Source organism: Kyrpidia spormannii (genome assembly GCF_002804065.1).
In the GTDB taxonomy this organism is placed as follows: domain Bacteria; phylum Bacillota; class Bacilli; order Kyrpidiales; family Kyrpidiaceae; genus Kyrpidia; species Kyrpidia spormannii.
Genome location: NZ_CP024955.1, coordinates 2,101,356 through 2,122,376, shown reverse-complemented (window position 1 = coordinate 2,122,376; position 21,021 = coordinate 2,101,356). Strand labels below are relative to the sequence as shown.

At 57.9% G+C, this 21,021-nt stretch carries 24 protein-coding genes and 1 pseudogene; 22 read left to right on the top strand and 3 right to left on the bottom strand.

Features of this window, described 5'->3' with window-relative positions; all coding sequences use genetic code 11:
- Nucleotides 1-83 precede the first annotated feature (83 nt).
- Entirely contained in the window at nucleotides 84-266 is a 183-nt protein-coding gene (locus CVV65_RS16960; RefSeq protein ID WP_013075124.1) for an SPW repeat protein, read from the top strand.
- 113 nt (nucleotides 267-379) lie between these two features.
- On the opposite strand, the gene CVV65_RS10720 is transcribed toward CVV65_RS16960, so the two are convergent.
- Together CVV65_RS10720 and fdhD are read right to left on the bottom strand one after the other, a co-directional pair.
- A complete protein-coding gene (locus CVV65_RS10720; protein WP_100668117.1) occupies nucleotides 380-760 on the bottom strand; it encodes an MFS transporter in 381 nt (126 codons plus the stop codon).
- Nucleotides 761-1,019: 259 nt separating this feature from the next.
- Nucleotides 1,020-1,826 (bottom strand): formate dehydrogenase accessory sulfurtransferase FdhD, encoded by an 807-nt coding sequence (fdhD, locus tag CVV65_RS10715; RefSeq protein ID WP_100668116.1) that lies wholly within the window; start codon nucleotides 1,824-1,826, stop codon nucleotides 1,020-1,022.
- Nucleotides 1,827-1,956: 130 nt separating this feature from the next.
- On the opposite strand from fdhD, the gene CVV65_RS10710 reads away from it, so the two are divergent.
- The 4 genes from CVV65_RS10710 (at nucleotide 1,957) to CVV65_RS10695 (ending at nucleotide 7,285) form a co-directional block, all read left to right on the top strand.
- Nucleotides 1,957-2,337, top strand: a complete 381-nt coding sequence (locus CVV65_RS10710; RefSeq protein WP_013075126.1) for a Na-translocating system protein MpsC family protein — start codon at nucleotides 1,957-1,959, stop codon at nucleotides 2,335-2,337.
- Nucleotides 2,338-2,509: 172 nt separating this feature from the next.
- Entirely contained in the window at nucleotides 2,510-5,485 is a 2,976-nt protein-coding gene (fdhF, locus tag CVV65_RS10705; RefSeq protein WP_100668115.1) for a formate dehydrogenase subunit alpha, read from the top strand.
- Nucleotides 5,478-5,978 carry a helical membrane plugin domain-containing protein gene (locus CVV65_RS10700; RefSeq protein WP_157935479.1) on the top strand — a complete coding sequence of 167 codons (501 nt, stop codon included), beginning with the start codon at nucleotides 5,478-5,480 and terminating at the stop codon, nucleotides 5,976-5,978. Before fdhF ends, CVV65_RS10700 begins: the two co-directional genes overlap by 8 nt.
- A gap of 50 nt (nucleotides 5,979-6,028) precedes the next feature.
- Complete coding sequence (locus CVV65_RS10695; RefSeq protein ID WP_198592001.1) at nucleotides 6,029-7,285, top strand: molybdopterin molybdotransferase MoeA; 1,257 nt, start codon at nucleotides 6,029-6,031, stop codon at nucleotides 7,283-7,285.
- A gap of 21 nt (nucleotides 7,286-7,306) precedes the next feature.
- On the opposite strand, the gene mobA is transcribed toward CVV65_RS10695, so the two are convergent.
- Complete coding sequence (gene mobA, locus CVV65_RS10690) at nucleotides 7,307-7,936, bottom strand: molybdenum cofactor guanylyltransferase (protein ID WP_157935478.1); 630 nt, start codon at nucleotides 7,934-7,936, stop codon at nucleotides 7,307-7,309.
- 175 nt (nucleotides 7,937-8,111) lie between these two features.
- Here mobA and CVV65_RS10685 point away from each other — a divergent pair, with 175 nt between their 5' ends.
- The 17 genes and pseudogenes from CVV65_RS10685 (at nucleotide 8,112) to CVV65_RS10610 (ending at nucleotide 21,012) form a co-directional block, all read left to right on the top strand.
- Nucleotides 8,112-8,294, top strand: a complete 183-nt coding sequence (locus tag CVV65_RS10685) for a hypothetical protein (RefSeq protein WP_100668111.1) — start codon at nucleotides 8,112-8,114, stop codon at nucleotides 8,292-8,294.
- A gap of 45 nt (nucleotides 8,295-8,339) precedes the next feature.
- Nucleotides 8,340-9,212 (top strand): UbiA-like polyprenyltransferase, encoded by an 873-nt coding sequence (locus CVV65_RS10680; RefSeq protein WP_100668110.1) that lies wholly within the window; start codon nucleotides 8,340-8,342, stop codon nucleotides 9,210-9,212.
- Entirely contained in the window at nucleotides 9,194-9,337 is a 144-nt protein-coding gene (locus tag CVV65_RS16765; RefSeq protein ID WP_157935477.1) for a hypothetical protein, read from the top strand. Before CVV65_RS10680 ends, CVV65_RS16765 begins: the two co-directional genes overlap by 19 nt.
- Before the next feature lie 73 nt (nucleotides 9,338-9,410).
- Nucleotides 9,411-10,478, top strand: coding sequence for an AI-2E family transporter (locus CVV65_RS10675; RefSeq protein ID WP_100668109.1), 1,068 nt, complete (start codon nucleotides 9,411-9,413; stop codon nucleotides 10,476-10,478).
- A gap of 282 nt (nucleotides 10,479-10,760) precedes the next feature.
- Nucleotides 10,761-13,391 (top strand): alanine--tRNA ligase, encoded by a 2,631-nt coding sequence (alaS, locus tag CVV65_RS10670; protein WP_100669424.1) that lies wholly within the window; start codon nucleotides 10,761-10,763, stop codon nucleotides 13,389-13,391.
- 162 nt (nucleotides 13,392-13,553) lie between these two features.
- A complete protein-coding gene (locus CVV65_RS10665) occupies nucleotides 13,554-13,820 on the top strand; it encodes an IreB family regulatory phosphoprotein (RefSeq protein ID WP_013075137.1) in 267 nt (88 codons plus the stop codon).
- Complete coding sequence (gene ruvX / locus CVV65_RS10660; RefSeq protein WP_100668108.1) at nucleotides 13,817-14,290, top strand: Holliday junction resolvase RuvX; 474 nt, start codon at nucleotides 13,817-13,819, stop codon at nucleotides 14,288-14,290. The genes CVV65_RS10665 and ruvX overlap by 4 nt, the downstream gene beginning before the upstream one ends.
- Entirely contained in the window at nucleotides 14,277-14,522 is a 246-nt protein-coding gene (locus CVV65_RS10655) for a DUF1292 domain-containing protein (RefSeq protein ID WP_232796590.1), read from the top strand. Before ruvX ends, CVV65_RS10655 begins: the two co-directional genes overlap by 14 nt.
- A gap of 144 nt (nucleotides 14,523-14,666) precedes the next feature.
- Complete coding sequence (locus tag CVV65_RS10650; protein ID WP_157935476.1) at nucleotides 14,667-15,020, top strand: nucleotidyltransferase domain-containing protein; 354 nt, start codon at nucleotides 14,667-14,669, stop codon at nucleotides 15,018-15,020.
- A 326-nt stretch (nucleotides 15,021-15,346) separates the two neighbouring features.
- Nucleotides 15,347-15,622 (top strand): annotated as a pseudogene (tnpA, locus tag CVV65_RS10645) (IS200/IS605 family transposase); the annotation flags it as partial.
- A 412-nt stretch (nucleotides 15,623-16,034) separates the two neighbouring features.
- Complete coding sequence (locus CVV65_RS10640) at nucleotides 16,035-16,457, top strand: zinc ribbon domain-containing protein (protein WP_157935475.1); 423 nt, start codon at nucleotides 16,035-16,037, stop codon at nucleotides 16,455-16,457.
- Between the two features lie 63 nt (nucleotides 16,458-16,520).
- Nucleotides 16,521-16,679, top strand: a complete 159-nt coding sequence (locus CVV65_RS10635) for a hypothetical protein (protein ID WP_198591999.1) — start codon at nucleotides 16,521-16,523, stop codon at nucleotides 16,677-16,679.
- A gap of 117 nt (nucleotides 16,680-16,796) precedes the next feature.
- A complete protein-coding gene (locus CVV65_RS10630) occupies nucleotides 16,797-17,702 on the top strand; it encodes a catechol 2,3-dioxygenase (RefSeq protein WP_100668104.1) in 906 nt (301 codons plus the stop codon).
- 30 nt (nucleotides 17,703-17,732) lie between these two features.
- Complete coding sequence (locus CVV65_RS10625; protein WP_100668103.1) at nucleotides 17,733-18,020, top strand: 2Fe-2S iron-sulfur cluster-binding protein; 288 nt, start codon at nucleotides 17,733-17,735, stop codon at nucleotides 18,018-18,020.
- A 30-nt stretch (nucleotides 18,021-18,050) separates the two neighbouring features.
- Nucleotides 18,051-19,184, top strand: coding sequence for a ferritin family protein (locus CVV65_RS10620; RefSeq protein ID WP_100669422.1), 1,134 nt, complete (start codon nucleotides 18,051-18,053; stop codon nucleotides 19,182-19,184).
- Nucleotides 19,174-19,461, top strand: coding sequence for an MmoB/DmpM family protein (locus CVV65_RS10615; protein WP_100668102.1), 288 nt, complete (start codon nucleotides 19,174-19,176; stop codon nucleotides 19,459-19,461). Before CVV65_RS10620 ends, CVV65_RS10615 begins: the two co-directional genes overlap by 11 nt.
- A 39-nt stretch (nucleotides 19,462-19,500) precedes the next feature.
- The gene (locus CVV65_RS10610; RefSeq protein WP_100668101.1) at nucleotides 19,501-21,012 is read left to right on the top strand and encodes a YHS domain-containing protein; all 1,512 of its coding nucleotides are present in this window, start codon (nucleotides 19,501-19,503) and stop codon (nucleotides 21,010-21,012) included.
- Nucleotides 21,013-21,021 lie beyond the last annotated feature (9 nt).

Genomic DNA, 21,021 nt, shown 5'->3' with positions numbered 1-21,021 from the left:
TTCCGGTCGGAAAATACGCTATAATAAAGGCAGCTCGGGTTCCCGGTCGAGACCCGGGCGAGTTGAGCCAAGGAGGGATTCAGATGAGTCAAGCGGCTTGGACGGCATGGCTGAGTGCATTGCTGGGGCTGTGGTTCATCGTATCACCTTGGGTCTTCAACTTCAGCCAGAACGTCGGGGCGATGTGGAACAGTATCATCGTCGGTATCGTCGTGGCGGTTTTGTCGGCCTATGCGGGCTCCCAGATGAGTAAACGGGGTTCGTGATCGTAATGGCACTTATTATCCACTACTTTGATAATCGAGGATAACCGGATATACCGGACCCCCTCACCCGAACGGCGAGGGGGTTTTTTGTGCCCCAGCTCTGGGGCGTGGATTTAGTTTTCCGCCGAGGAGATAGGATTCGTGTGCGTCGGCTGGGACTCATTCGCCTGGCGCAAAACCCGGATCTCCAAGCGAATCCAGAGCGAAACGGCCAAGGCGACAGCCAAAAGGCCGGCGAAGACGTAGAAGGTGGCGTCGTAGGATTTCGTGGCATCTTTGATCGCTGCCACCACCATGGGACCGACGATGCCCGCCGCTGACCAGGCCGTCAAAATGTACCCGTGTATGGCGCCCAATTGCTTGGTGCCGAACAGGTCTCCGATGTAGGCCGGAATCGAGGCGAAGCCGCCGCCGTAGCAGGAAATGATGGCGAAAAGTAGGACTTCAAACAACAGTGCCTGGTGAAGAGACGGCATATACAGGAAGGCGATCAATTGGAGCTGAGCAGGGCGATGATCCAGCGATTTTTTGAACTATTCATTCCAGTTTCCCCCTTTGTAAGATTAAAACGGATAAAGCCGTCATGAATGAGAAAAGCCGCCACAACCGGGATCCAGGGAAACGATCCCGAAGTTGTGGCGGCTAGCCACCAGCACGAGGGTACCGTGTACCAACCGCTAAACGGTCTTCTCATTCTGCACATTGACGCTGATTATTATAATCGGGATTTTGATTTTTGTCAATAAGTTTTCGTCATTTGGTCACATTCTCATCGGTGATTCGTTCGGCGTGGGTGTAGACATTCATCCCATTCCCCCGAAGAAACCCTGCCACCGTCACTCCGAGTTCATCGGCCAGGCGTAAGCCGAGGTCTGTCGGGGCCGATTTGGAGAGCAGGATCGGCGCGCCCATCTTGGCGACCTTCAACAGCACCTCCGAGGAGACGCGGCCGCTGAACACCACCATGACCTGAGTCGCGTCAAACTTTTCCCTGAGGGCCCAGCCGTACAGTTTGTCGAGCGTGTTGTGCCGTCCGACGTCCGCGCGGACAGCGACGAGATCCCCGGAAGATTGTGCCAAAGCCGCGTGATGGATGCCTCCGGTGGCGTGAAAAAGCTGGGATGCCTGCTGCAAAGAAGCCATGGCTCTAAAACAGGCTTCCGGGGACACGGTCCAGGTGCCGATGATCTTCCGGGCGGTGCGGGCGTCGTTGAAAAAATAAAATGAAGTCCGCCCTCGGCCGCAGCAACTGGTGAGGATCCGTTTTCCGAACATCCTCCGGGCGGGTGTCGACAGCCTGGGCAGTGACGCCCACACGATGCCGTCCGAGGCGTCCATGGTGAGAGATTGAATGTCTTCCGGGCCCCGGATTAGCCCTTCCGAGGCGAGAAAGCCGATAATAAGCTCCTCCACACAGTCGGGGGTGCAGACCAGGGTCACGAATTCCTCGTCGTTCACATAGAGAGTGAGCGGTGTTTCCACCGCCACCGTATCGTCGAACTCTTGGACGTGACCGAGAGTGATTTTTTTGGCTTTATACGAGCGGACGTTTTCCGCCATGAAGATCTCCTCGCTTTAGATTCCCAGCACGCCGGCGTGCGGACCTCTTTGTTCACGCCAAGCGGCCGGAGCTGTTTGGTTGACTCCGTTCTTAGAATAATGCTACATTGTTTTTGCGGGGGATGAAAGGATGGAGGAGTCGCGGCGGGATCGCGAGCAAGCGTTCGCGAATTTGGTGCGGGCCTATCGGAAAAACCATATCGGCAAGGGGCCGGAAAAGATCAAGGTGACCTTTTTTGGAAACTGGGCCATCGCCCACATGGCCGGGAGCCTCAGCCCGGTTGAGCGATTTATTGCGCGCACCGATCAGGGACGGATGATGATTTGGCAGGCGAGAACGCACATGATTAAAGAATTATACCAACAAACGCGTCCCGTGGACATGGAGGCTTTGGTGGGTGCGAATTTTGTAAAATTGTTCACCGATATTGACGTCGATCAGGATGAGGTGGTTTCAGTATTCGTTTTTGATCGGCCTATCGATGGAGGGACCCGGATGAATGAATTATAGGTCACGGGTTGGATCAGCAAACAAGGGTATACCGGTTGGAACACGGTACCGAAGGAGTGCTGGTGACTAACCATCGCGATGAATCGGAATATGGCTGAGGTGCATGGGGAGTGTACCGGCCGACAGCCGATCGTTGCGATGGTTTTTTGATGGGTCAAAGGGGGACGAGACAATGGCAGAGCGGGCGGATGGGATCACCCGGGAGGTTTCGGGGGTGGTCGTTCACGTGAACGGGGAGGTGCGACGGGGTCGTCTGGACCGGACGGTGCTGGAGGTTCTGTTGGAGCAGGGGGAGGAGATCCCCCATGTGTGTTATCACCCGAGCCTGGGTCCCATTCAGACCTGTGACACCTGTCTGGTGGAGATCGATGGCGAATTGGTCCGTTCCTGCGGTGTCAAGGTGACTGAGGGGATGCGGATCGACACCCGGTCGGAACGGGTGCGCCTGGCGCGGCTCGAAGCGATGGATCGCATCCTTGTGAACCACGAGTTGTACTGCACGGTGTGCGACAACAACAACGGCAACTGTGTCGTGCATAATACGGTGAAACAACTGGGGGTACAGCATCAGCGCGAACCCTTTTCCCCCAAACCTTACGAAGTGGATGCATCGAATCCCTTTTACCGGTATGACCCCAACCAATGCATTCTGTGCGGCCGATGTGTCGAGGCATGCCAGAATCTCCAGGTCAACGAAACTCTCTCTATCGACTGGAGCCTGGAGCGTCCCCGGGTGGTGTGGGACGGGGGCGTACCCATCGACCAATCCTCCTGTGTATCTTGCGGGCACTGCGTCACCGTTTGTCCGTGCAATGCGCTCATGGAAAAATCCATGCTCGGCCAGGCCGGGGTGATGACGGGGCTGAAGCCCGGCGTTCTGCGGGAGATGATCGAGGTCACCAAAGAGGTGGAACCGGGATACGGGCCGATTCTCGCCCTCTCGGACGCCGAGGCGGCGGTGCGCAGTCAAGGCATCAAACGCACGAAAACGGTGTGCACCTATTGTGGCGTGGGATGCAGTTTTGAAGTGTGGACCAAGGGGCGTCATATTCTCAAAATCGAACCGACTCCCGAGGCGCCAGTCAATGGGATTTCTACCTGTGTCAAAGGGAAGTTCGGCTGGGGACACATCAACAGCCCAGACCGCCTGACCAGGCCCCTGCTTCGTCGGGATGGGGTTTTTGTGGAAGTCTCCTGGGAGGAAGCCCTGGAGGCTGTCGCTCGGGGGTTTGGAGCGGTACGGGAGAAGTACGGGCCGGATGCTCTCGGGTTTATCGCTTCGTCCAAATGCACCAACGAAGAGGCGTACCTGATGCAAAAGTTGGCCCGAGCTGTCGTGGGGACGAACAATGTGGACAACTGCTCTCGATATTGTCAGTCTCCTGCCACCCAGGGGCTGTTCCGCACCGTGGGCTACGGCGGGGACTCCGGGTCGATCGCCGACATTGCCGCCGCGGATTTGGTGATCATCATCGGGTCCAATACCGCGGAATCTCACCCGGTTTTGGCGACCCGGGTCAAACGGGCGCAGAAACTCCGCGGTCAAAAGGTGATCGTCGCCGATCTGCGCCGGCACGAGATGGCCAGGCGGGCGGACTTGTTTTTGCCCCCCGCCCCGGGGACGGACTTTGTCTGGCTGGCGGCGGTGACCAAATACATCATCGACCAGGGGTGGGAGGATAAGGAGTTTCTGGCCAAACGGGTGAAGGGCTGGCCGGAGTATGTGGAGAGTCTCAAGGATTTCACCCTCACCCGGGCGGCGGCGGTGACGGGGATCTCCGAGGCGGATCTCACCCGGGCGGCACAGATGGTTCATGAGGCGAAAAGGGTGTGTGTCCTGTGGGCGATGGGCGTCACCCAGCACTGCGGAGGGAGCGATACCAGTACGGCAATTTCCAATCTCCTGCTCGTTACGGGCAACTACGGCCGCCCGGGCACCGGGGCTTATCCCCTGCGGGGGCACAACAACGTGCAGGGAACCAGCGATTTTGGCGCCATGCCGGCCTACTATCCCGGCTATGAGCGGGCTGAGGATCCGGCGGTGCGCCAGCGTTACGAGGTGGCCTGGGGCGTCAAGCTGCCGGAGAAGCCGGGCCTGGATAATCACGAGATGGTGGATGCGATCCACGCCGGAGATCTCCGGGCGATGTACATTATTGGCGAAGATATGAGTTTGGTGGACGCCAATGCCCATTATGTCCAAGCGGCGTTTGCGAAGTTGGACTTCATGGTGGTCCAGGATATGTTTCTTTCGCGCACGGCAGAGTTTGCGGACGTGGTACTGCCGGCCGCCCCGAGTTTGGAGAAAGAAGGCACTTTCACCAACACCGAGCGGCGCATTCAGCGACTGTACCGGGCGTTGGAACCCCTCGGCGAATCCAAACCGGACTGGGAGATCATCCAGGCGGTGGCGAATCGACTGGGAGCGAATTGGCGGTACGAGCACCCGGGGGAGATCATGGCCGAGGCGGCGAGGTTGGCGCCTCTCTTTGCCGGGGTGCGGTACGACCGGCTGGAGGGATTCCGCAGCTTGCAGTGGCCCGTGGCCGAGGACGGCACCGATTCACCGCTGCTGTATGCAGAAAGGTTTGCTTTCCCGGACGGGCAGGCGAGGCTCTATCCGATGGAGTGGGTACCGCCTGTGACAATGCCGGAGGAATACGACCTTCACTTGAACAACGGAAGGCTCCTTGAACATTTTCACGAAGGAAACATGACCTACCGCACCGAGGGACTGCGGTACAAAGTGCCCGGGGCCTTTGTGGAGATTTCCCGGGAGTTGGCCGAGGAGCGGGGGATCGAGTCCGGGGCACTGGTGAAACTCATCTCTCCTTTCGGGGAGGTGGTGATCCGGGTGCTGGTGACCGACCGGGTGAGGGGTCGGGAGCTGTATTTGCCCATGAATACGGCCACTGAAGCTGCCGTGAACTATGTCACCGGCTCCCATACCGACCGGGTGACTCATACCCCGGCGTACAAAGAGATTCAGGTTCGGATGGAAATTTTGGAAAAATCGGGTCCGACGCCGCTGCCGATCCATAACCCGCGGTTTCATGAGCCTACGCCGAGATCCGGCGTGGAAGTTGAGGAAAAATGGCGGCGCCGGGATTACGTGTTTCCGGGGAAGGGGGAGGGCGGACGTGGCTGAGCCGATCCGCATGGTGAAACGGTCTGTCGGGGGCGGGGAGCAACCGGCCGCTCCGGGATGGCAGGAGATGGCGGCCAAATACGCGCCGGCGTTGGAGGAGACCTTGGAGCTACTGGCCGTGTTGCGTGAAAAAGGGATCCTGCGCACTTTGCGGGATGTGGCGGCATCTGGGGAAGAGGTCCTGGAGATCCTGGTCCATCAGGTGAACACCCAAGGCGGAAAGCGGTTGTTAAAAAATGCGGTGGCTTTAGGAGAGGTATTGGCGTCGGTGGACTTGCAAGGAGCGGCGGAAACGGCCAAGATCGTTGCAGAGGGGTTGCGTCAGCCCGCCGGGGCCCGGGAATGGGAGCACCGGCCGCCGGGGATGATGGATCTGTTCCGGGCGATTCGGGATCCGGATGTGGCGGCCGGTCTGCTGATCCTTCTTCGGGCGGCGAAGGTCATCGGTGCCGCAGCCCGGGGGGCGGAGACCGGGACGGCTCCCCGCCCATAGGCGGCCCCGTCAAGTCAGATGTCTCATCGAACCGGAAAGGAGATCTCATCATGCCGAAATTAGAACCCATCGATTTTGCCGACGCGAGACGCCTGTGTTTCGAACGCGTGACACCCTTGGACCGGGTGCGAATCCCCCTGGGACAATCCGCCGGTGAGGTTCTTGCCCGGTCAGTGGAGTTGCCCGAGGACGTGCCCCCCTTTGACCGATCGGTGATCGATGGGTTTGCCGTCCGGTCGGTGGACTGTTCCCAGGCGAAGGCGAACGAACCCGCCGTACTGTCGGTGGTGGATGAGGTGGCGGCGGGGGGCTGGCCCTCCCGAAGCTTGGGGCCGGGTCAGGCAGTGCGAACCATGACCGGGGCGCCGGTGGCACCCGGGGCGGATGCGGTCATTCCCATTGAGGATGTCCGTTTTCCCGAAGGCTCCAGGGGTTTAGTAGGAGAACGCATCGAGGTGATCGCCCCGGTTCCCGTCGGAGAATCGATCCAGCGCCGGGGGGAAGATTTATCCCGGGGATCTGCGCCGGTGGAAGCCGGTCGCCGGATCGGTCCGGCGGAGGCGGCGGTGCTTGCCACGGCCGGGGTCGAAGAGGTGGAGGTGTGCCGTGCGCCTCGGGTGGCGCTGTTTTCCACCGGGGACGAGTTGGTGAGCGGCCCCGGGCCTCTCACCCCGGGGAAAATCCGCAACAGCAATGGCCCGATGCTCCTGGCAATGACGCGGTTGGCCGGGGCGGATGCCCGGGATCTGGGACGCCTGCCGGATCTCCCGGACAAAGTGATCGAGGCGGTGGCGGGGGTCTTGGAGTGGGCCGATGTGGTGGTGACGACCGGAGCGGTGTCTGTGGGGGATTACGATGTGGTGCCCGGGGCCATGGAAGAACTCGGGATGGACATTTTATTCCAAAGGGTTCGGATCCGTCCCGGAAAACCTGTGACGGTTGCGGTGAAGGGCAACAAAATGTGGTTTGCCCTCCCCGGCAACCCGGCTTCTGCCTTTGTCACCGGCCACCTGTTCCTGCTCCCGTCTCTGCGCCTCATGCGCGGCTATACGGGGTGGGATTTGTCGAAAACTGAGGCGGAACTCCGGGGCCGACCCGGCGGTGAACCCGGGCCTTCCGTTCGATTTTGGAGGGCCCGGGCGTGGATCGAAGACGGCCGAGTGGTGGCGGATGCTGACCGGGAACAATCGTCTTCCGCCCTCTCCAGTTTTGTGGGTGCGAACGCCGTGGTGGAAGTTCCGCCTTTCGCCGATCCTGCCGTAGGGGATCGGGTCACAGTCTGGTGGCTAAATCCCCTGGTACCCTGATGGCGAGACCCATGGCTTCCACTACGGGTTTTGTGCACCACTGCGCCGCATATACTCCTCGTAATCTCTTGGGGTGTTGAGATTCACCCAGCTTCTTCGTGTTGCCGGAAGAACCTGGGCGGGCCCCAGGGCGTCGAGCCATCCTCTGGCGGAGGCCCGGGGCCCAGCCTTTGTTAGAACTTTCCTGGCCGCCCGCAACGCCGATTCCCGCCGGTAGAGTCCGTGAAAGGGCTCGCCAGCCACATATATCCCGGCCAAGGGGGCGTCCGGCGAAGGGGTGGCGGCGATCTCCATCATTTCCGCCAAAAGCGCCGTATCCAGATTGGGGATGTCGCAACTTAGTAGCGCCATCCATTCGGAACGCACGGCGGCAGCCCCGGAAGCGATCCCCATCACGGGTCCCCGCCAGGCTTCGGCATCAAAAACAAAGGACGCCCAGGGAACCAAGGATTGATAACGCCCGATCCGGGCGGGAGGACCGGCGGGCGGGAGAACGATGACACAAGGCCAGCCAAGGGCCCGGACTTGCTCGGTCAGGTGTACGATCAGGGGCCGATTGCCAACCGGCAAGAGCGCCTTGTCTACCCCCATTCGAGAACTGCGGCCCCCTGCGAGCAAGACCGCCCAGGGCCGGAGCGTGCCTTTGTGCACGGTCATTCCCTCCGTTCCTTTGCCTCGCATTGTAGCGGCCCCATCCTTGGTGCACAAGCCCCCCTTCGGAGCATTTCCTGTCATTTCTCCCTTTTGCCCATGGGCGCATTTAGTATAAATTTTCCATGAAAAGGTCATGATACCAATGATGAGACTGCCGAAGGGGGGATGAGTTGTGGATCCGATGACCCAGTGTCCGCGCTGCCAATGTCGGGATGTGGGGCGAATCGGCACCCATCAGTACTACTGTTGGAGTTGCTGCACGGAGATGGTGGTGACGGACACGGAAGTGCAGATGTTTGAAGTGGCCGAAGACGGCAGCCTATTAGAAGTTGGACGGGTGGAAACCGCCGGTTGACTTTTCCCCCACCTCCCGGTAAATAAAGGGGAGGGGGCGTGGAACGTGAAGAAGCTCGTCTTATTTTTGCGACTGGTGAAATTCGAACATACGATATTCGCTCTCCCCTACGCTTACCTGGGAATGATCCTGGCTGCATATGACCACACCCGAGGCCTCCCCACCTGGGGGCAAGTGTTTTGGGTTACGGTGGCGATGGTCGGAGCCCGGAGCGCGGCCATGGGGTTGAATCGGGTGATCGACCGGGCCATCGACGCTCGAAATCCGCGCACAGCCCAGCGGGAGTTGCCCCGGGGACTCCTGTCGACGCTGGAAGTTTGGGTGTTTATCATCGTTTCCCTGGCGGTGCTCGGCGTGGCCGCATGGAAATTGAACCCTCTGTGCGTGGAACTGTTGCCGGTGGCCGTGGTGATTCTCGTAGTGTACTCGTACACCAAGCGATTCACCTGGATGAGCCACTTCGTTCTCGGCATTGCAGATGGTCTGGCACCCCTTGGCGGGTGGCTCGCGGTCTCTGGACAGTTCGATCTGCCCGCGGTGGTGCTGGCGGCGGCGGTGGCGACGTGGATTGCCGCCTTTGACATCATCTACGCCTGCCAGGATGTGGATTTCGATCGGGACAATGGCCTACACTCGGTGCCAGTCCGGTTCGGTATCCGGAGGGGTTTGTGGATTTCCCGGGGTTTAGACGTTGTATCGGTGGCTTTGTTTTTGAGCCTTCTGATCTGGGTGCCCCTTGGGTGGCTCTACGCCGTGGGAATCGCCATGGTGGCCCTGCTTCTGATTTACGAGCATCGGCTGGTATCCCCCGAGGATATGACTCACATCGAAAAAGCCTTTTTCACCGTCAACAGTTATGTGGCCATGGTAGCCTTTGTTTTTACGGCGGGGGACGTACTGTGGCATGTTTTGCGGTGATAGCCCCTTGGGATCGATGGGCGGCGCTGGGCGTTAGGCAGGGGCTGCTGATCTCGGCGGTGACCCGGGCGGCGGGTGCCAGTCCCGAGATCGGGGTGGACATGGGTGATCCGGGCGACGCATAATATGGTGGTGCGGATGGGGTAGGTATCCGGCCTGACTGATGGTTTTGCTTGGGGAGCAGGGGAGGGTGAGGCCGTGGGCAAGTGGACCCAGCGAGAGCTCCTCCAAACCGCCACCTTGATTTTGGTCGTTCTGGCTTGCGTATATATGGTGATCCAGCTGCGTCCGGTCTGGGATTGGGCTTTGGGTTTGATCGGATCGGTGGCGACTCCTTTTGTGGTGGCCTTGATCATTTCCTATCTTTTGAACCCCGTTGTCGAGGCCCTGGTGAAACGCAGGGTTCCCCGGGGTATCAGTATACTCATCATTTATGCCATCTTTTTGCTAATCAGTGCAGTGGCGGCAGTGCAGGGCATCCCTGCCTTGGTGGAGCAGGTCAAAGCTTTGGCCGCCAACCTGCCGGAAACGGTCAACCGCATCGATCAATGGCTGAATGAGCTGGCCCGGCAGACCCGATATTTACCTGACGGCATCCAGCAGGCGGTGGAAAATCACCTGAACCAGCTGGAGCGATGGACGGGACGGTTTCTCGGCCAGGTGGTCGCCTCCTTGGGGGCCACGGTGGGCCAGTTGCTCAGCGCCTTTGTCGTGCCCTTCCTGGTGTTTTATCTTCTTAAAGATCTTAAAATGGTCGAGCGCGTGGTGCTCAGTCTAGCTCCCCGGGAACAACGGGATTCCTGGAAAAAGCTGTTGCAAGAAATCGACGATGCTCTGGGTCGGTACGTGCGCGGGCAGCTTTTGGTGATGGCTCTGGTGGGCGTACTGACCTATGCGGGTTATTTGATCATCGGCCTCCCCTTTTCTCTACTTATGGCCTCGATTGTGGCCGTGGCGAACATCATCCCGTACGTCGGGCCCTTTATCGGCCTTGCCCCGGCCGCTCTGATCGGCTTGACCATTTCGCCGGCCATGGCTCTGAAGGTGCTCCTGGTCAACCTGATCGTGCAGCAGATCGAGAGCAATCTTATTTCCCCGACGGTGGTGGGGCGCTCTTTAGACATCCACCCCTTGGCGATTATTTTTGCATTGCTTCTGGGAGGACAATTGGCCGGTATTGCGGGGATGGTGTTCGCCGTCCCGGTTTTAGCGGTGCTTCGGGTGATTGGGCAGCATTGGTCATCTTTTCGCAAAGGGCCCGTTTGACAGTCCTTTTTATCTGTGAGTATAATGGCTATAACTGTAACCGGACCATGCAGGGATGGAGAAGAGTAGGGCGATTCCGCGTCCCAGAGAGAGGGCCCCGAGGCTGGAAGGGTTCTCGACGGCGGGCGTCCGAAGGCCGCTCCGAAGGAACCCTGCCGGCGGGCGACCGTTATCTCGCGAGTGAGGGACTCCCGGCCCTGCCGGGGGTAATCAGGGTGGTACCGCGTGAGTCAAACTCTCGTCCCTGGAGGGGCGGGGGTTTTTTTATGGGAGGTTGAAGGCGTGAAGGGCGCAGAGATTCGAAAGAAATTCCTGGAGTTCTTCGCATCTAAAGATCATGACGTCTATCCCAGCGCCAGTCTCGTCCCGGTGGACGATCCGTCGCTGTTGTGGATCAACGCAGGTATGGCGCCGTTGAAGCCTTTTTTCGACGGGCGCAAAGTGCCGCCGAATCCGCGCATCGCCAGTTCTCAGAAGTGCATTCGAACCAACGACATTGAGAATGTGGGGAAGACGGCCCGGCATCAGACCTTTTTCGAGATGTTGGGGAACTTCTCCATCGGGGACTATTTTAAGAAAGAGGCCATCGACTGGGCCTGGGAGTTCCTCACCGAGCACATGGGCCTGGATCCCGAGCGCCTGTCGGTGACGATTCATCCCGAAGATGACGAGGCTTACGAGCTGTGGCACCGGCGGATTGGGGTGCCCGCCCACCGGATTTTCCGGATGGAGGACAACTTCTGGGAAATCGGGGAGGGCCCCAGCGGGCCATGCTCCGAGATTTTCTACGATCGGGGAGAAGATCGGGGCTGTGGGCGGCCGGATTGCAACGTCGGGTGTGAGTGCGACCGTTTCCTGGAGATTTGGAACCTGGTGTTTACGCAGTTCAATCACAATCCCGACGGCACGTATACGCCGCTTCCAAAGAAGAACATCGACACGGGAATGGGCCTGGAGCGAATGGCGTCCGTCATGCAGGATGTGGACAGCAACTTTGACACCGATCTGTTCCGCCCCATCATCGAAGCGGCTGCCGAGGCGGCTGGAGTCCAGTACGGCCGAAAAACCCAGTGGGATGTCGCCCTCAAAGTGATCGCCGACCACATTCGGACGGCGGTCTTCGCTGTGGGGGACGGGGTTCTGCCCGGCAACGAAGGGCGGAGCTATGTTATCCGCCGGCTCTTGAGGCGGGCGGTGCGATACGGGCGGAACCTGGGGTTCGACCGTCCATTCTTGTACCGGTTGGTGCCGGTGGTCGGGGAGGTTATGGGGGAAGCGTATCCCGAGATCGTAGAAAAAGGGGATTTTATCGTACGGGCGGTCAAAGCGGAAGAGGAGCGGTTTCTGGAAACTCTGGCCGAAGGCGAGCAGGTGCTGGAAGACTATATCGAAAAGCTGCGGTCGGCGGGTCGGACGACCCTAGCCGGGGAAGACGCTTTCCGGCTTTATGACACTTTCGGCTTCCCCATCGATCTCACCAAGGAGATTGCTAGCGAGCAAGGGATCGACGTGGATGAAGAGGGGTTCGCCCAGGCTTTGGAGGCTCAGAGAGAGCGGGCCCGGGCGGCTCGGCAGGACGTGGAGAGCATGCAGTCCAAGCGAGGGGTGTTGGTGGATCTTGAGGCCCCGAGTCGCTTTGTCGGCTACGACGTATTGGAGACCCAAACCCGGGTCGAGGTGCTGGTGGTGGATGACCGGGTGGTGGAGCGGGTATCCGAGGGCGACCAGTGTTTGATCGTGTTGAATGAGACGCCCTTTTACGCCGAGAGCGGTGGCCAGGTGGCTGATCGGGGCACCATCGAAACCGCCACTGCCCGGCTGGAGGTGGAAGATGTGCAAAAGGCCCCCCGGGGGCAGCACGTGCACCGGTGCCGGGTGGTGAGGGGCACGGTGACGGCCGGGGAAGTGGTGCGGGCTCGGGTGGATCGCCGCTACCGGGAGGATATCATCAAGAACCACACCGCTACCCATCTGTTGCACAAAGCCCTGCGGGAGGTGCTCGGGGAGCACGTGGCCCAGGCGGGATCCCTGGTGGCGGACAGCCGGCTGCGTTTTGACTTCTCTCATTATGGCCCTTTGGCGCCGGAAGAGCTGGAGGCGGTGGAACGGGTCGTGAATGAGGAGATCTGGCGCAATGAACCCGTGGACATTCGGGAGATGCCCCTGGATGAAGCCAAAGCCATGGGAGCCATGGCACTGTTTGGAGAAAAATACGGTGAGCGGGTCCGGGTGGTCAAAGCGGGGGATTTCAGCATTGAACTGTGCGGAGGGTGCCACGTCCGCCGGACGAGTGAGATCGGGGTTTTCAAAATTGTTTCGGAAACGGGGATCGGTTCGGGAGTGCGGCGGATTGAGGCAGTGACGGGTCGCCACGCCTACGCATTTCTGGATTCGCGCCTGAAGGGGTTGGATCGGGCCGCGTCCCTCCTGCGAGTGGCCCCGGCGGATGTACCGGATAAGTTAGAGCAAGTCCTCGGGGACATGAAAGAGACGGAGCGCGAGCTGGAGTCTTGGCGGGACCGCTGGATCCGCGGCCAGGCTCTGCGGCTGGTGGATCGCGTGACTGACATCCAGGGGGTGCCCGTTGTTGCCGAGGTTGTGGAGGGCGCGACTCCAGACCAGATGAGGCGAATGGTGGACGTGCTGCGGGAGACGATCCACTCCGGAGTCGTGGTGCTCGGGTCCAAACAAGAAGACAAGGTCATGTTCGTGGCGGCGGTATCCCCGGATTGGGTGGCGAAGGGTCTCCACGCCGGACAGTTGGTGAAAGAGGTGGCCGCTGCGGCCGGGGGCGGCGGTGGCGGGAAGCCTGACCTCGCCCAAGCGGGCGGGCGACATCCGGAGAAATTGGCAGAGGCACTTTCCCGGGTGCCGGGGTGGGTGATGCGCCAACGAGGGGCCGGGGTGTCATAACCCGGGAGTCCTCGGGGCTCTGCCGGCCCCCAACCGGGGGGCGGCAAGCGGCTTTATGGCGGAAAAGGGAAAAAAATGATCACCGCAAAAGGAGTCTGCGGCTTTTGAGGCGAATAGAGTAGTTACGAAGAATGGCACACTACGGGGTAAGGAGGGGAGCGCATGCATTCCTCCATGGACGAAACGATGCACTTTAACGTGCAGAAAGACGGATCTTCCGCGGTCCGAGAGGCATTGTTGACGGCGTATGATGCCTTAAAAGAGAAGGGTTACAATCCTCTTCATCAGTTGGTGGGGTATCTATTGTCCGGAGATCCGGCTTACATCACCAGTCACCGCGACGCCAGAAACCGCATCCGCCGGTTGGAAAGAGACGAGTTGTTGGAGGAGTTGGTGCGGACCTATCTGGCGGTGCATCGTCCGGAATGAGCCGGATTCTGGGGCTGGACGTCGGACGGGTGCGCATCGGCGTGGCGGTGAGTGATCCTTTGGGACTCGTGGCGCAGGGGCTCGAAGTTGTGGCCGTGGACGACGAGGAGTCTGCCTTGGCTCGTATCGAAGGGTTGATCGCCGAGTGGGGCGTCGAGCGGGTCGTGGTGGGATTGCCCCGGAACATGGATAATTCCCTGGGGGCCCAAGGCCGCTATACGGAGGAATTCGCGGAAAAACTCCGCCATCGCGTGCGGGTTCCCGTCGATCTGTGGGACGAGCGTCTGACCACCGTCGTGGCAGAGAAGACTTTAATTGGTGCGGGGTTGCGAAGGGCCAGGCGCAAGAAAGTCGTGGACCAGGTGGCGGCGACGGTGTTACTCCAAAGCTATCTGGACGCTCATCCAGATGAAGGGGGATCAGGATATGGCTTCCGAAGACCGGGAGGACAGAGTGGTGTTGACGGATGAAGAGGGTGGGGAGCACCCATTTCGGGTTATTGACGTGATCGAGGTGGAAGGGAAGATCTACGCGATTCTCTTGCCTGATGCCGGGGATGTGGACGAGGCTGGCATGGAAGAAGCTGTAATTTTTCGGGTGGAGGAAGACGAGAACGGCGAAGAAGTGCTCTACGACATCGAAGATGACGACGAATGGGAGCGGGTGGCGGAGGCCTACAGCCAGATGGCCGAGGAGGAATAAAGGGGATCGGACCGGGGAATTTCCCGGGAAAAGTTCGGGGCGGACAAGGGCGCGCACAGTGAGGGTGCGCCTATCGTTTTGATCCAGGAGTGCCGGCGGTAGCGCAAATGGTCGAGTCGGTAACTGCAGAGATGGGTGATGGCCATGAATTCGTTGGAACGATTGAAATTTTTCGGTCCTCGGCATCGCACGTATGTGTGTCTCGTGTTGGAACGTGTTCAGAAGTATTACGCCGATCGACTTCTTGCCTTTGCGATCTACGGGTCTTATGCCCGAAGGGAGAACCGGATGAATTCGGATTTGGATTTACTGATCGTGCTTCGGGAGGCCTCGATCCGTCGGGAGCGGATTGAGGAGTTTATTACGGAGGTCGAGATGTTCTGTGAGTCTGAAGCCCAGGAATTGTATGAACAGGATGGTGTGCTGTGTGATCTCTCACCGATGCTGCTCGTCGAGGAGGAAGCGCTCCAGTTTCAGCCGATTTACTCACAGATATGACGGAAAATTGTGTCATCCTTCTCGATCGTGAAGGGCTTCTTCAGCGCATTTTGGTCTCAGTTCAGCGTTTGTTGCACGAAACCCATGCGCGGAAAGTCCGGCTTAACAATACGTGGGAGTGGCAGTATGAAAAATTCTTGGGGGGGACGGGGCTATAAAACGTGATGAATTGACCCGAGCATATTTACAAAAGGCGCCCGGGAAAGCCCACCTCTTTCGGGGTGGGATGAAAGCGAGGTATTTTCGGGCAGTGGTTGTTATAAGATCCGGTCCCCTAGAATGTATCTATGGATAATCAGTATATACGCAAACACACGTCTGTATAGCTGGTGAACTATCATTTTGTTTGGTGTCCTCGCTATCGGCGCAAGGTCCTGGTCGGGCCTGTGGAAACACGGTTGAGAGAGCTGATACAGGAGGTGGCTAAAAAACTGGATTTGGAGATTCTTGCCCTTGAAATCATGCCCGACCATCTCCATTTCTTTGTCAACGCTCCGCCGACACTGGCACCACACGATATTGTGGCACGCTTAAAAAGCGTATCTTCGCACCATCTCCGTCGGGAGTTTGATCATAGTGCCCGTATGCCGTCCATGTGGACGTGAAGCTATTTTGTTTCCACTGCTGGCGACGTTTCTTCCGATACCATCAAAGTTGTCGATCTTTCCGACCGAGATGCCTTGCTTTTGGGCCTGTTGGGTTTTGTAGCCACCAAGCTCTGGAATGTGGCCAACCATCATCGGCGTTCGGTTTGGGACGCCACCGGCAAAATACCAGACTTTGCGCAACAGTGCCGGGAGTTGAAAGTAAACCGCTGGTACAAGCTGCTCCCGTCCCAGAGCTCTCAGGAAATCCTAAGCGAACTGGATGATTCGTATCGTTCCTGGTTTTCGGGCCGGAAAAACGGCGACCCAAGCGCACGTCCGCCGGGATTCTGGAAGAAGGAAACATTAAGGACCGTAACATTCAAACCGAAGGCTTGAACCTGGCTGAAAACCACGGTGTTTCCACATCTTGGTCGGCGAATTAAAAGGTATTCGCGCAGACAAAGATTGGGGAGACGCGGGGAACCAGAAGTTTCACGCATGGCCGTTCAGCCGGATTAGCAACCTGCTCACCTACAAAGCGGCCCTTGCGGGTATTCGGGTCATCAAGGTGTCGGAGACAAACACCAGCACGACTTGTCCCCTCTGCGACAAGAGGGCGAAAACGGCCCGCGTCCGCCGAGGGTTGTTCCTCCATTGCGGACAAGCCTTCAACGCGGATCTGGTGGGCGCGTACAACATTCTGCAAAGGTATCTCCGTGAGACGGGTCGGGTTTTGCCGGACCCGGCGGGAGTAGTGGGCGCACTGGCACGCCCGGCGGTCAACCGGTTCGTGTGGCGGAAAACCACACCGAAAGGCCGTGAACAGGGGACGTTCAAACAGGCCGCTTAGGCAGTTTGGGCATCCGTAAATCGACCGTCAATGAAGGGGAATCCCACCCTTTAGGGGTGGTGGATGTCAGAAAAGGCGGAGGATTTTGTTCCGACTGAGGAGTACGATGACGCGGACGCCGAGCAGGCTATCCGGGAGGCCGCTTTCGTCTACAAAATTGTCCGGGGGGCTTTTGACGTGGCGGATGACCCCGATACCGATGGACCTTCTCCGCACAAATAAACGAAAATCTCCTCAAACACTGTCCTTTTGTGCAGTTACAGGATGATAGGAGAATCGTTAAGATAAAAGCGCAAGAACCTAAATTTCCTGTTAACGCCGAAAGGAGAGAAGATGAGGATGGGTGTCATGCGTTTGGGGCGGGTCGAAGCGCGGGTGCTCGATTTGGAGAAGAGCATCGACTATTACAGTAATGTGATCGGCCTGCAACTGGTGGCCCGGGAACCAGGAAAGGCCTATTTTAAAGCCTGGGACGAGGAAGACCATCATAGCCTGATTATTACTGAAGCGGATTACCCTGGACTGGAACATATGGGATTCAAAGTTCGTTACCAGGAAGACTTGGATACTTTCGAGAAGGCCATCGAACAGTACGGAATTCGCGTGAATCGCGTGTCGAACCGCCATCGGATCGGGGAAGGGGAAGCCATTCGATTTACTCTTCCGACCGGTCAGGTGATGGAGCTCTATCATGAGATTGAACGGATCGGCAATGGTTTGAAGCTGAACCCCGATCCCAAGCCGGAGAATCTCAAAGGGATTGCCCCGCCTTACCTGGACCATCTCCTCATTGCCGGGGAAGATGTCCCGGCCACTACCGACCTGCTCATGAAAGTGATGGATTTTCATATGAGTGAACGGGTCATCCTTCACGGTGACGAGCTGTTCGCGGTGTGGCTGTTCCGCACGAATACTCCCCACGATATTGCCATTATCAAAGGTCCCAATGGAAAGCTACATCACTTTGCCTTCGGACTTTCGAGTTGGGAGGATGTGCTTCATGCCGCTGACTGCCTCGCGAAAAATGAGGTGGTATTGGATGAGGGGCCGACCCGGCATGGCATCACCCGGGGCCTGACCATATATTTCTTCGATCCGTCTGGCAACCGCAATGAAGTGTTCAGTGGCGGTTATATCCCCGGAGAAGATTTTACCCCGGTGACTTGGACCGAAGAGCGGCTACCCCGTGGCATTTTCTATCACAAAGGGGAAATCACGGAGCGGTTCACAGGGGTATTCACCTAATGACCTGCATTTATCGGCGAGGTTAAACGGATGGCTAACGAATATCGGATTTTTGTCGCAAACAAAAGCCGGGAGTATCTTTGCCGACATGGACAGAATATTCTTTCTTCATCCATCGAACAGGGCGTTCGTGTGATTAAACGCGGATGCCTGGGGGGTGGTTGTGGATTCTGTAAAATTCGGGTGGAGGCGGGGCAGTACGAGCTCGGAAAGGTTTCAATCAAAGCTCTGCCGGCGGAAGAGAGAAAAGAGGGCTTTGTACTCGCATGTAAAACCGTTCCTTTGTCCGATCTGGTCATTCGCATCTCGGGGGACTAAAAGTCGGCGATATGGGGAGGTTGAATGCCATTGAGTGCGCGGGTCAAACGGGTGGAACCGGTCCGGGAGCGACCCTGGGACTGGGCGACGAAAAACGAGTACGAGGAAGTGACCGTGCGGATCCAGCCATATCTGCACGGCCACTATCGGCACAAATACCGCAAGACGGAATACGACATCTATGATCCCCGATATACCCGGCTGCGGTCAAGCAACTGGGACGCTTTCCGGGATCCTAAGCGGTTCTGGTACTATCCTTACACACTGAACCGCAAACGGATGGCAGACGATGTAGAGAGCCTTTTTGATCGCGCGCTGAAGCTCGGGCTTCAGGATCACGTGGCCGACTCGTGGCGGCGATTCAGCGAGGAGTTTTATATTCCGTTGCGGCATTACGAGTACGCAGGGGCGGTTCAGCTCCAGCACGTCGTGCGTTACGCGATGGGAGGGCCCATTGAGCAAGTCGCCACGTACACGGCCTTCGATAAACAAGGTCGCGCCCAGTGGTTGAGCTCCTGGGGGTTAGATTTTCCCGGGGGCGGGGGCAGTGCCGCGCTGGAGCATGGAAAGGAGTTGTGGCTTGACGATCCTGCGTTTCAAGGTTTGCGAGAGTATATGGAACAGGTTTTGACCACCGAGGATTGGGGAGAAGTATTGACCGCCCTTCATCTTGCGGTGGAGCCTCTCGTCGATGGGATTCTGTACGATGGCCTAAATGCTGTTGCTTTGGCACATGGTGACGTGGTTCTTCCTGAGCTGTCTTTGATCTGTCAGGAGCAGATCAAATGGCAGGAGCAATGGAGCCAAGCGTTCTTTACATGGATCACCGAGGATCCGGCGTCCAGCCGTTGGGAATACCTCAAGGCACTGGGTTACGAAAATTGGCCGGGCGATTATCGCTGGGGAAAAACGCTCAGTGATCCACGGGAAACTCCCGAAGAGGAGTTGACAAATCGAGAAGTGGTGGCAGAATGGCTCAGCTTGTGGCTGCCCCGGGCTCTTGAGGCGGTGCGTGGGCTTCAGCCTGTGTTTGATCGGCACGGGATTCCTTTTTCGGTGGCATCATCGGTGGAGCGGACGGTGGATCAAGCTATTCGCCCACTTGTGCGGGCGATGGGAATTGAATCGCTGCCGACGTTGGGAGGCGAACAGCATGTCGAATGAAGCCTATGTGGGGATGGATCTGGACAAAAACGGAGGCCTTTTGATCGACGCGATCCTTGAAGCCCTTCGGGAGGACAATCCTCGAATTGAAACGGTGGATTTTAACATTTACGTGAAGGTGAAATCGCCCCGAGAGATGGTCCTGAAAAGGGAAACGGTGGAAGAGAAACTGGGCCGGGACTGGGATATCAATGAGCTCCAGGTCTACATGTCCTCTTACTTTGGTTTTATTGAGGAGTGGGACGACGACCACCTGCTGATTCGCTGGAACGGCTGAAATCTAGTAGAAAATGGGGATGGAGAGGAGGCGCCGGGTATGGCAAAATTGGGGACAACCGGGAGGTATCGCGCCCTGACCCGGGATCTGATGTGGGATCCGAAAAGTGTGGATTGGAAACAGGTCTACCCACTGGTGGAGGCGGAGGGGATTATCCTCAAGGATCCTAGCCGCTGGGAGGACCCCTTCCGGATGACGTTTAATCAGTATGTGAAGATTCAAGCCGAGAAAGAGCATCTGCATCACGCCATCCGCCACGCGTTTGAGGCCCATCATGGGCATGCTCGGGTGGTGGATAGCAGATGGTTCGAGGGAGTGAAGGCTTTTGCAGTAGCGGTGCAACCCGCCGAATACCAGGCCCACCGGCTGATGGCGTACATCGGCCGCAACATTCCTGTGGAGGCGATCCGGTTTGCCACATTCAACCAAGCGCTGGACGAACTCCGCCACGCTCAGATCGAAATCAAGCACTATGCGTATCTCAGCCGCTATTACGACGGTTTCCATGCATACGCCAAAACGAACGAGAATTTGTGGTTCAACACCGTTCCAAAGTCCTTTTTTGACGATGCCCTGACGGCCGGTCCTTTCGAGGCTCTCATTGCCATTGCTTTCTCCTTTGAATACGTTTTTACGAATATTCTATTCCTCCCTTTTGCAGCTTCGGCGGCGGCAGTGGGGGATGAACACTTTGCTTCTGTGGGCAAGAGCGTTCAATCGGATGAGTCCCGGCACATGGCCCTGGGGATGTCTGCCATGAAAATGTTGCTGGAGGAAGATGACCGCAATGTCCCCATTGTTCAGCGCTACCTGGACAAATGGTACTGGCGGGCGTACCGGTTGTTCTCAGTGGTGGCGACCTTGGTGGATTACTATCCTCGGGTTCGGCCGATTTCTTGGAAAAGGGCCTTTGAAATGTACGTGGAGGAACAGGTGCTGCATGGTTTGTTTAAAGACCTTGAGAAATACGGTATCCGGCCGCCCAGGAATTTTGAGGACAGCATCAAAGAGAAGGAGCACTACTCCCATGTGACCATGCGGATCCTCGACCACGCCAAGCAGGTCAACTACTTCCGAGGTTTTAAACTTCAACCTGACGATTATGAGTGGCTTCACAACGAATACCCGAACACCTTTGATCGGTACTATGCTCCATTTTTCCGCAAAATGGACGATCATGTGTTGGCGGTAGCATCGCCGGGGTTGCCGGCCGTTTGTGCCGTGTGCCAGATTCCCACGGAGTTCCCGAATCCGGATAATCCGTCGGAAATGTGGACGCAGTACGCGGAGCACAAAGGGAAGACCTATCAATTCTGCTCACCGGGATGTAAAACTATATTTCTGGAAGAACCTGAGAAGTATATCCAGTTCTGGTGGCCGGCGGAGTCGTATTTGTCCGGGGAATTCGGGTCGACCTTGGAAGACATGTTTGAGTATTTCGGATTTACTCCCGAAGAGACGAATGAGCATTACTCTTCTCGGGATTACTACCGATGGATCCGCTATCGGGAAGCCTTGGGATTGGACCGTTCGTTCCAGGTGAACGGATAGGAGGGTCGA

What these genes read in the sequence shown, in the direction of transcription:
- CVV65_RS10665 (WP_013075137.1), top strand. Translation starts at nt 13,554, where the DNA reads ATGCATTCCTCCATGGACGAAACGATGCACTTTAACGTGCAGAAAGAC.
- CVV65_RS16960 (WP_013075124.1), top strand. Translation starts at nt 84, where the DNA reads ATGAGTCAAGCGGCTTGGACGGCATGGCTGAGTGCATTGCTGGGGCTG.
- CVV65_RS10695 (WP_198592001.1), top strand. Translation starts at nt 6,029, where the DNA reads ATGCCGAAATTAGAACCCATCGATTTTGCCGACGCGAGACGCCTGTGT.
- CVV65_RS10635 (WP_198591999.1), top strand. Translation starts at nt 16,521, where the DNA reads ATGTCAGAAAAGGCGGAGGATTTTGTTCCGACTGAGGAGTACGATGAC.
- CVV65_RS10615 (WP_100668102.1), top strand. Translation starts at nt 19,174, where the DNA reads ATGTCGAATGAAGCCTATGTGGGGATGGATCTGGACAAAAACGGAGGC.
- CVV65_RS10625 (WP_100668103.1), top strand. Translation starts at nt 17,733, where the DNA reads ATGGCTAACGAATATCGGATTTTTGTCGCAAACAAAAGCCGGGAGTAT.
- ruvX (WP_100668108.1), top strand. Translation starts at nt 13,817, where the DNA reads ATGAGCCGGATTCTGGGGCTGGACGTCGGACGGGTGCGCATCGGCGTG.
- fdhD (WP_100668116.1), bottom strand. Translation starts at nt 1,826, where the DNA reads ATGGCGGAAAACGTCCGCTCGTATAAAGCCAAAAAAATCACTCTCGGT.
- CVV65_RS10710 (WP_013075126.1), top strand. Translation starts at nt 1,957, where the DNA reads ATGGAGGAGTCGCGGCGGGATCGCGAGCAAGCGTTCGCGAATTTGGTG.
- fdhF (WP_100668115.1), top strand. Translation starts at nt 2,510, where the DNA reads ATGGCAGAGCGGGCGGATGGGATCACCCGGGAGGTTTCGGGGGTGGTC.
- CVV65_RS10650 (WP_157935476.1), top strand. Translation starts at nt 14,667, where the DNA reads ATGAATTCGTTGGAACGATTGAAATTTTTCGGTCCTCGGCATCGCACG.
- CVV65_RS10610 (WP_100668101.1), top strand. Translation starts at nt 19,501, where the DNA reads ATGGCAAAATTGGGGACAACCGGGAGGTATCGCGCCCTGACCCGGGAT.
- CVV65_RS10630 (WP_100668104.1), top strand. Translation starts at nt 16,797, where the DNA reads ATGGGTGTCATGCGTTTGGGGCGGGTCGAAGCGCGGGTGCTCGATTTG.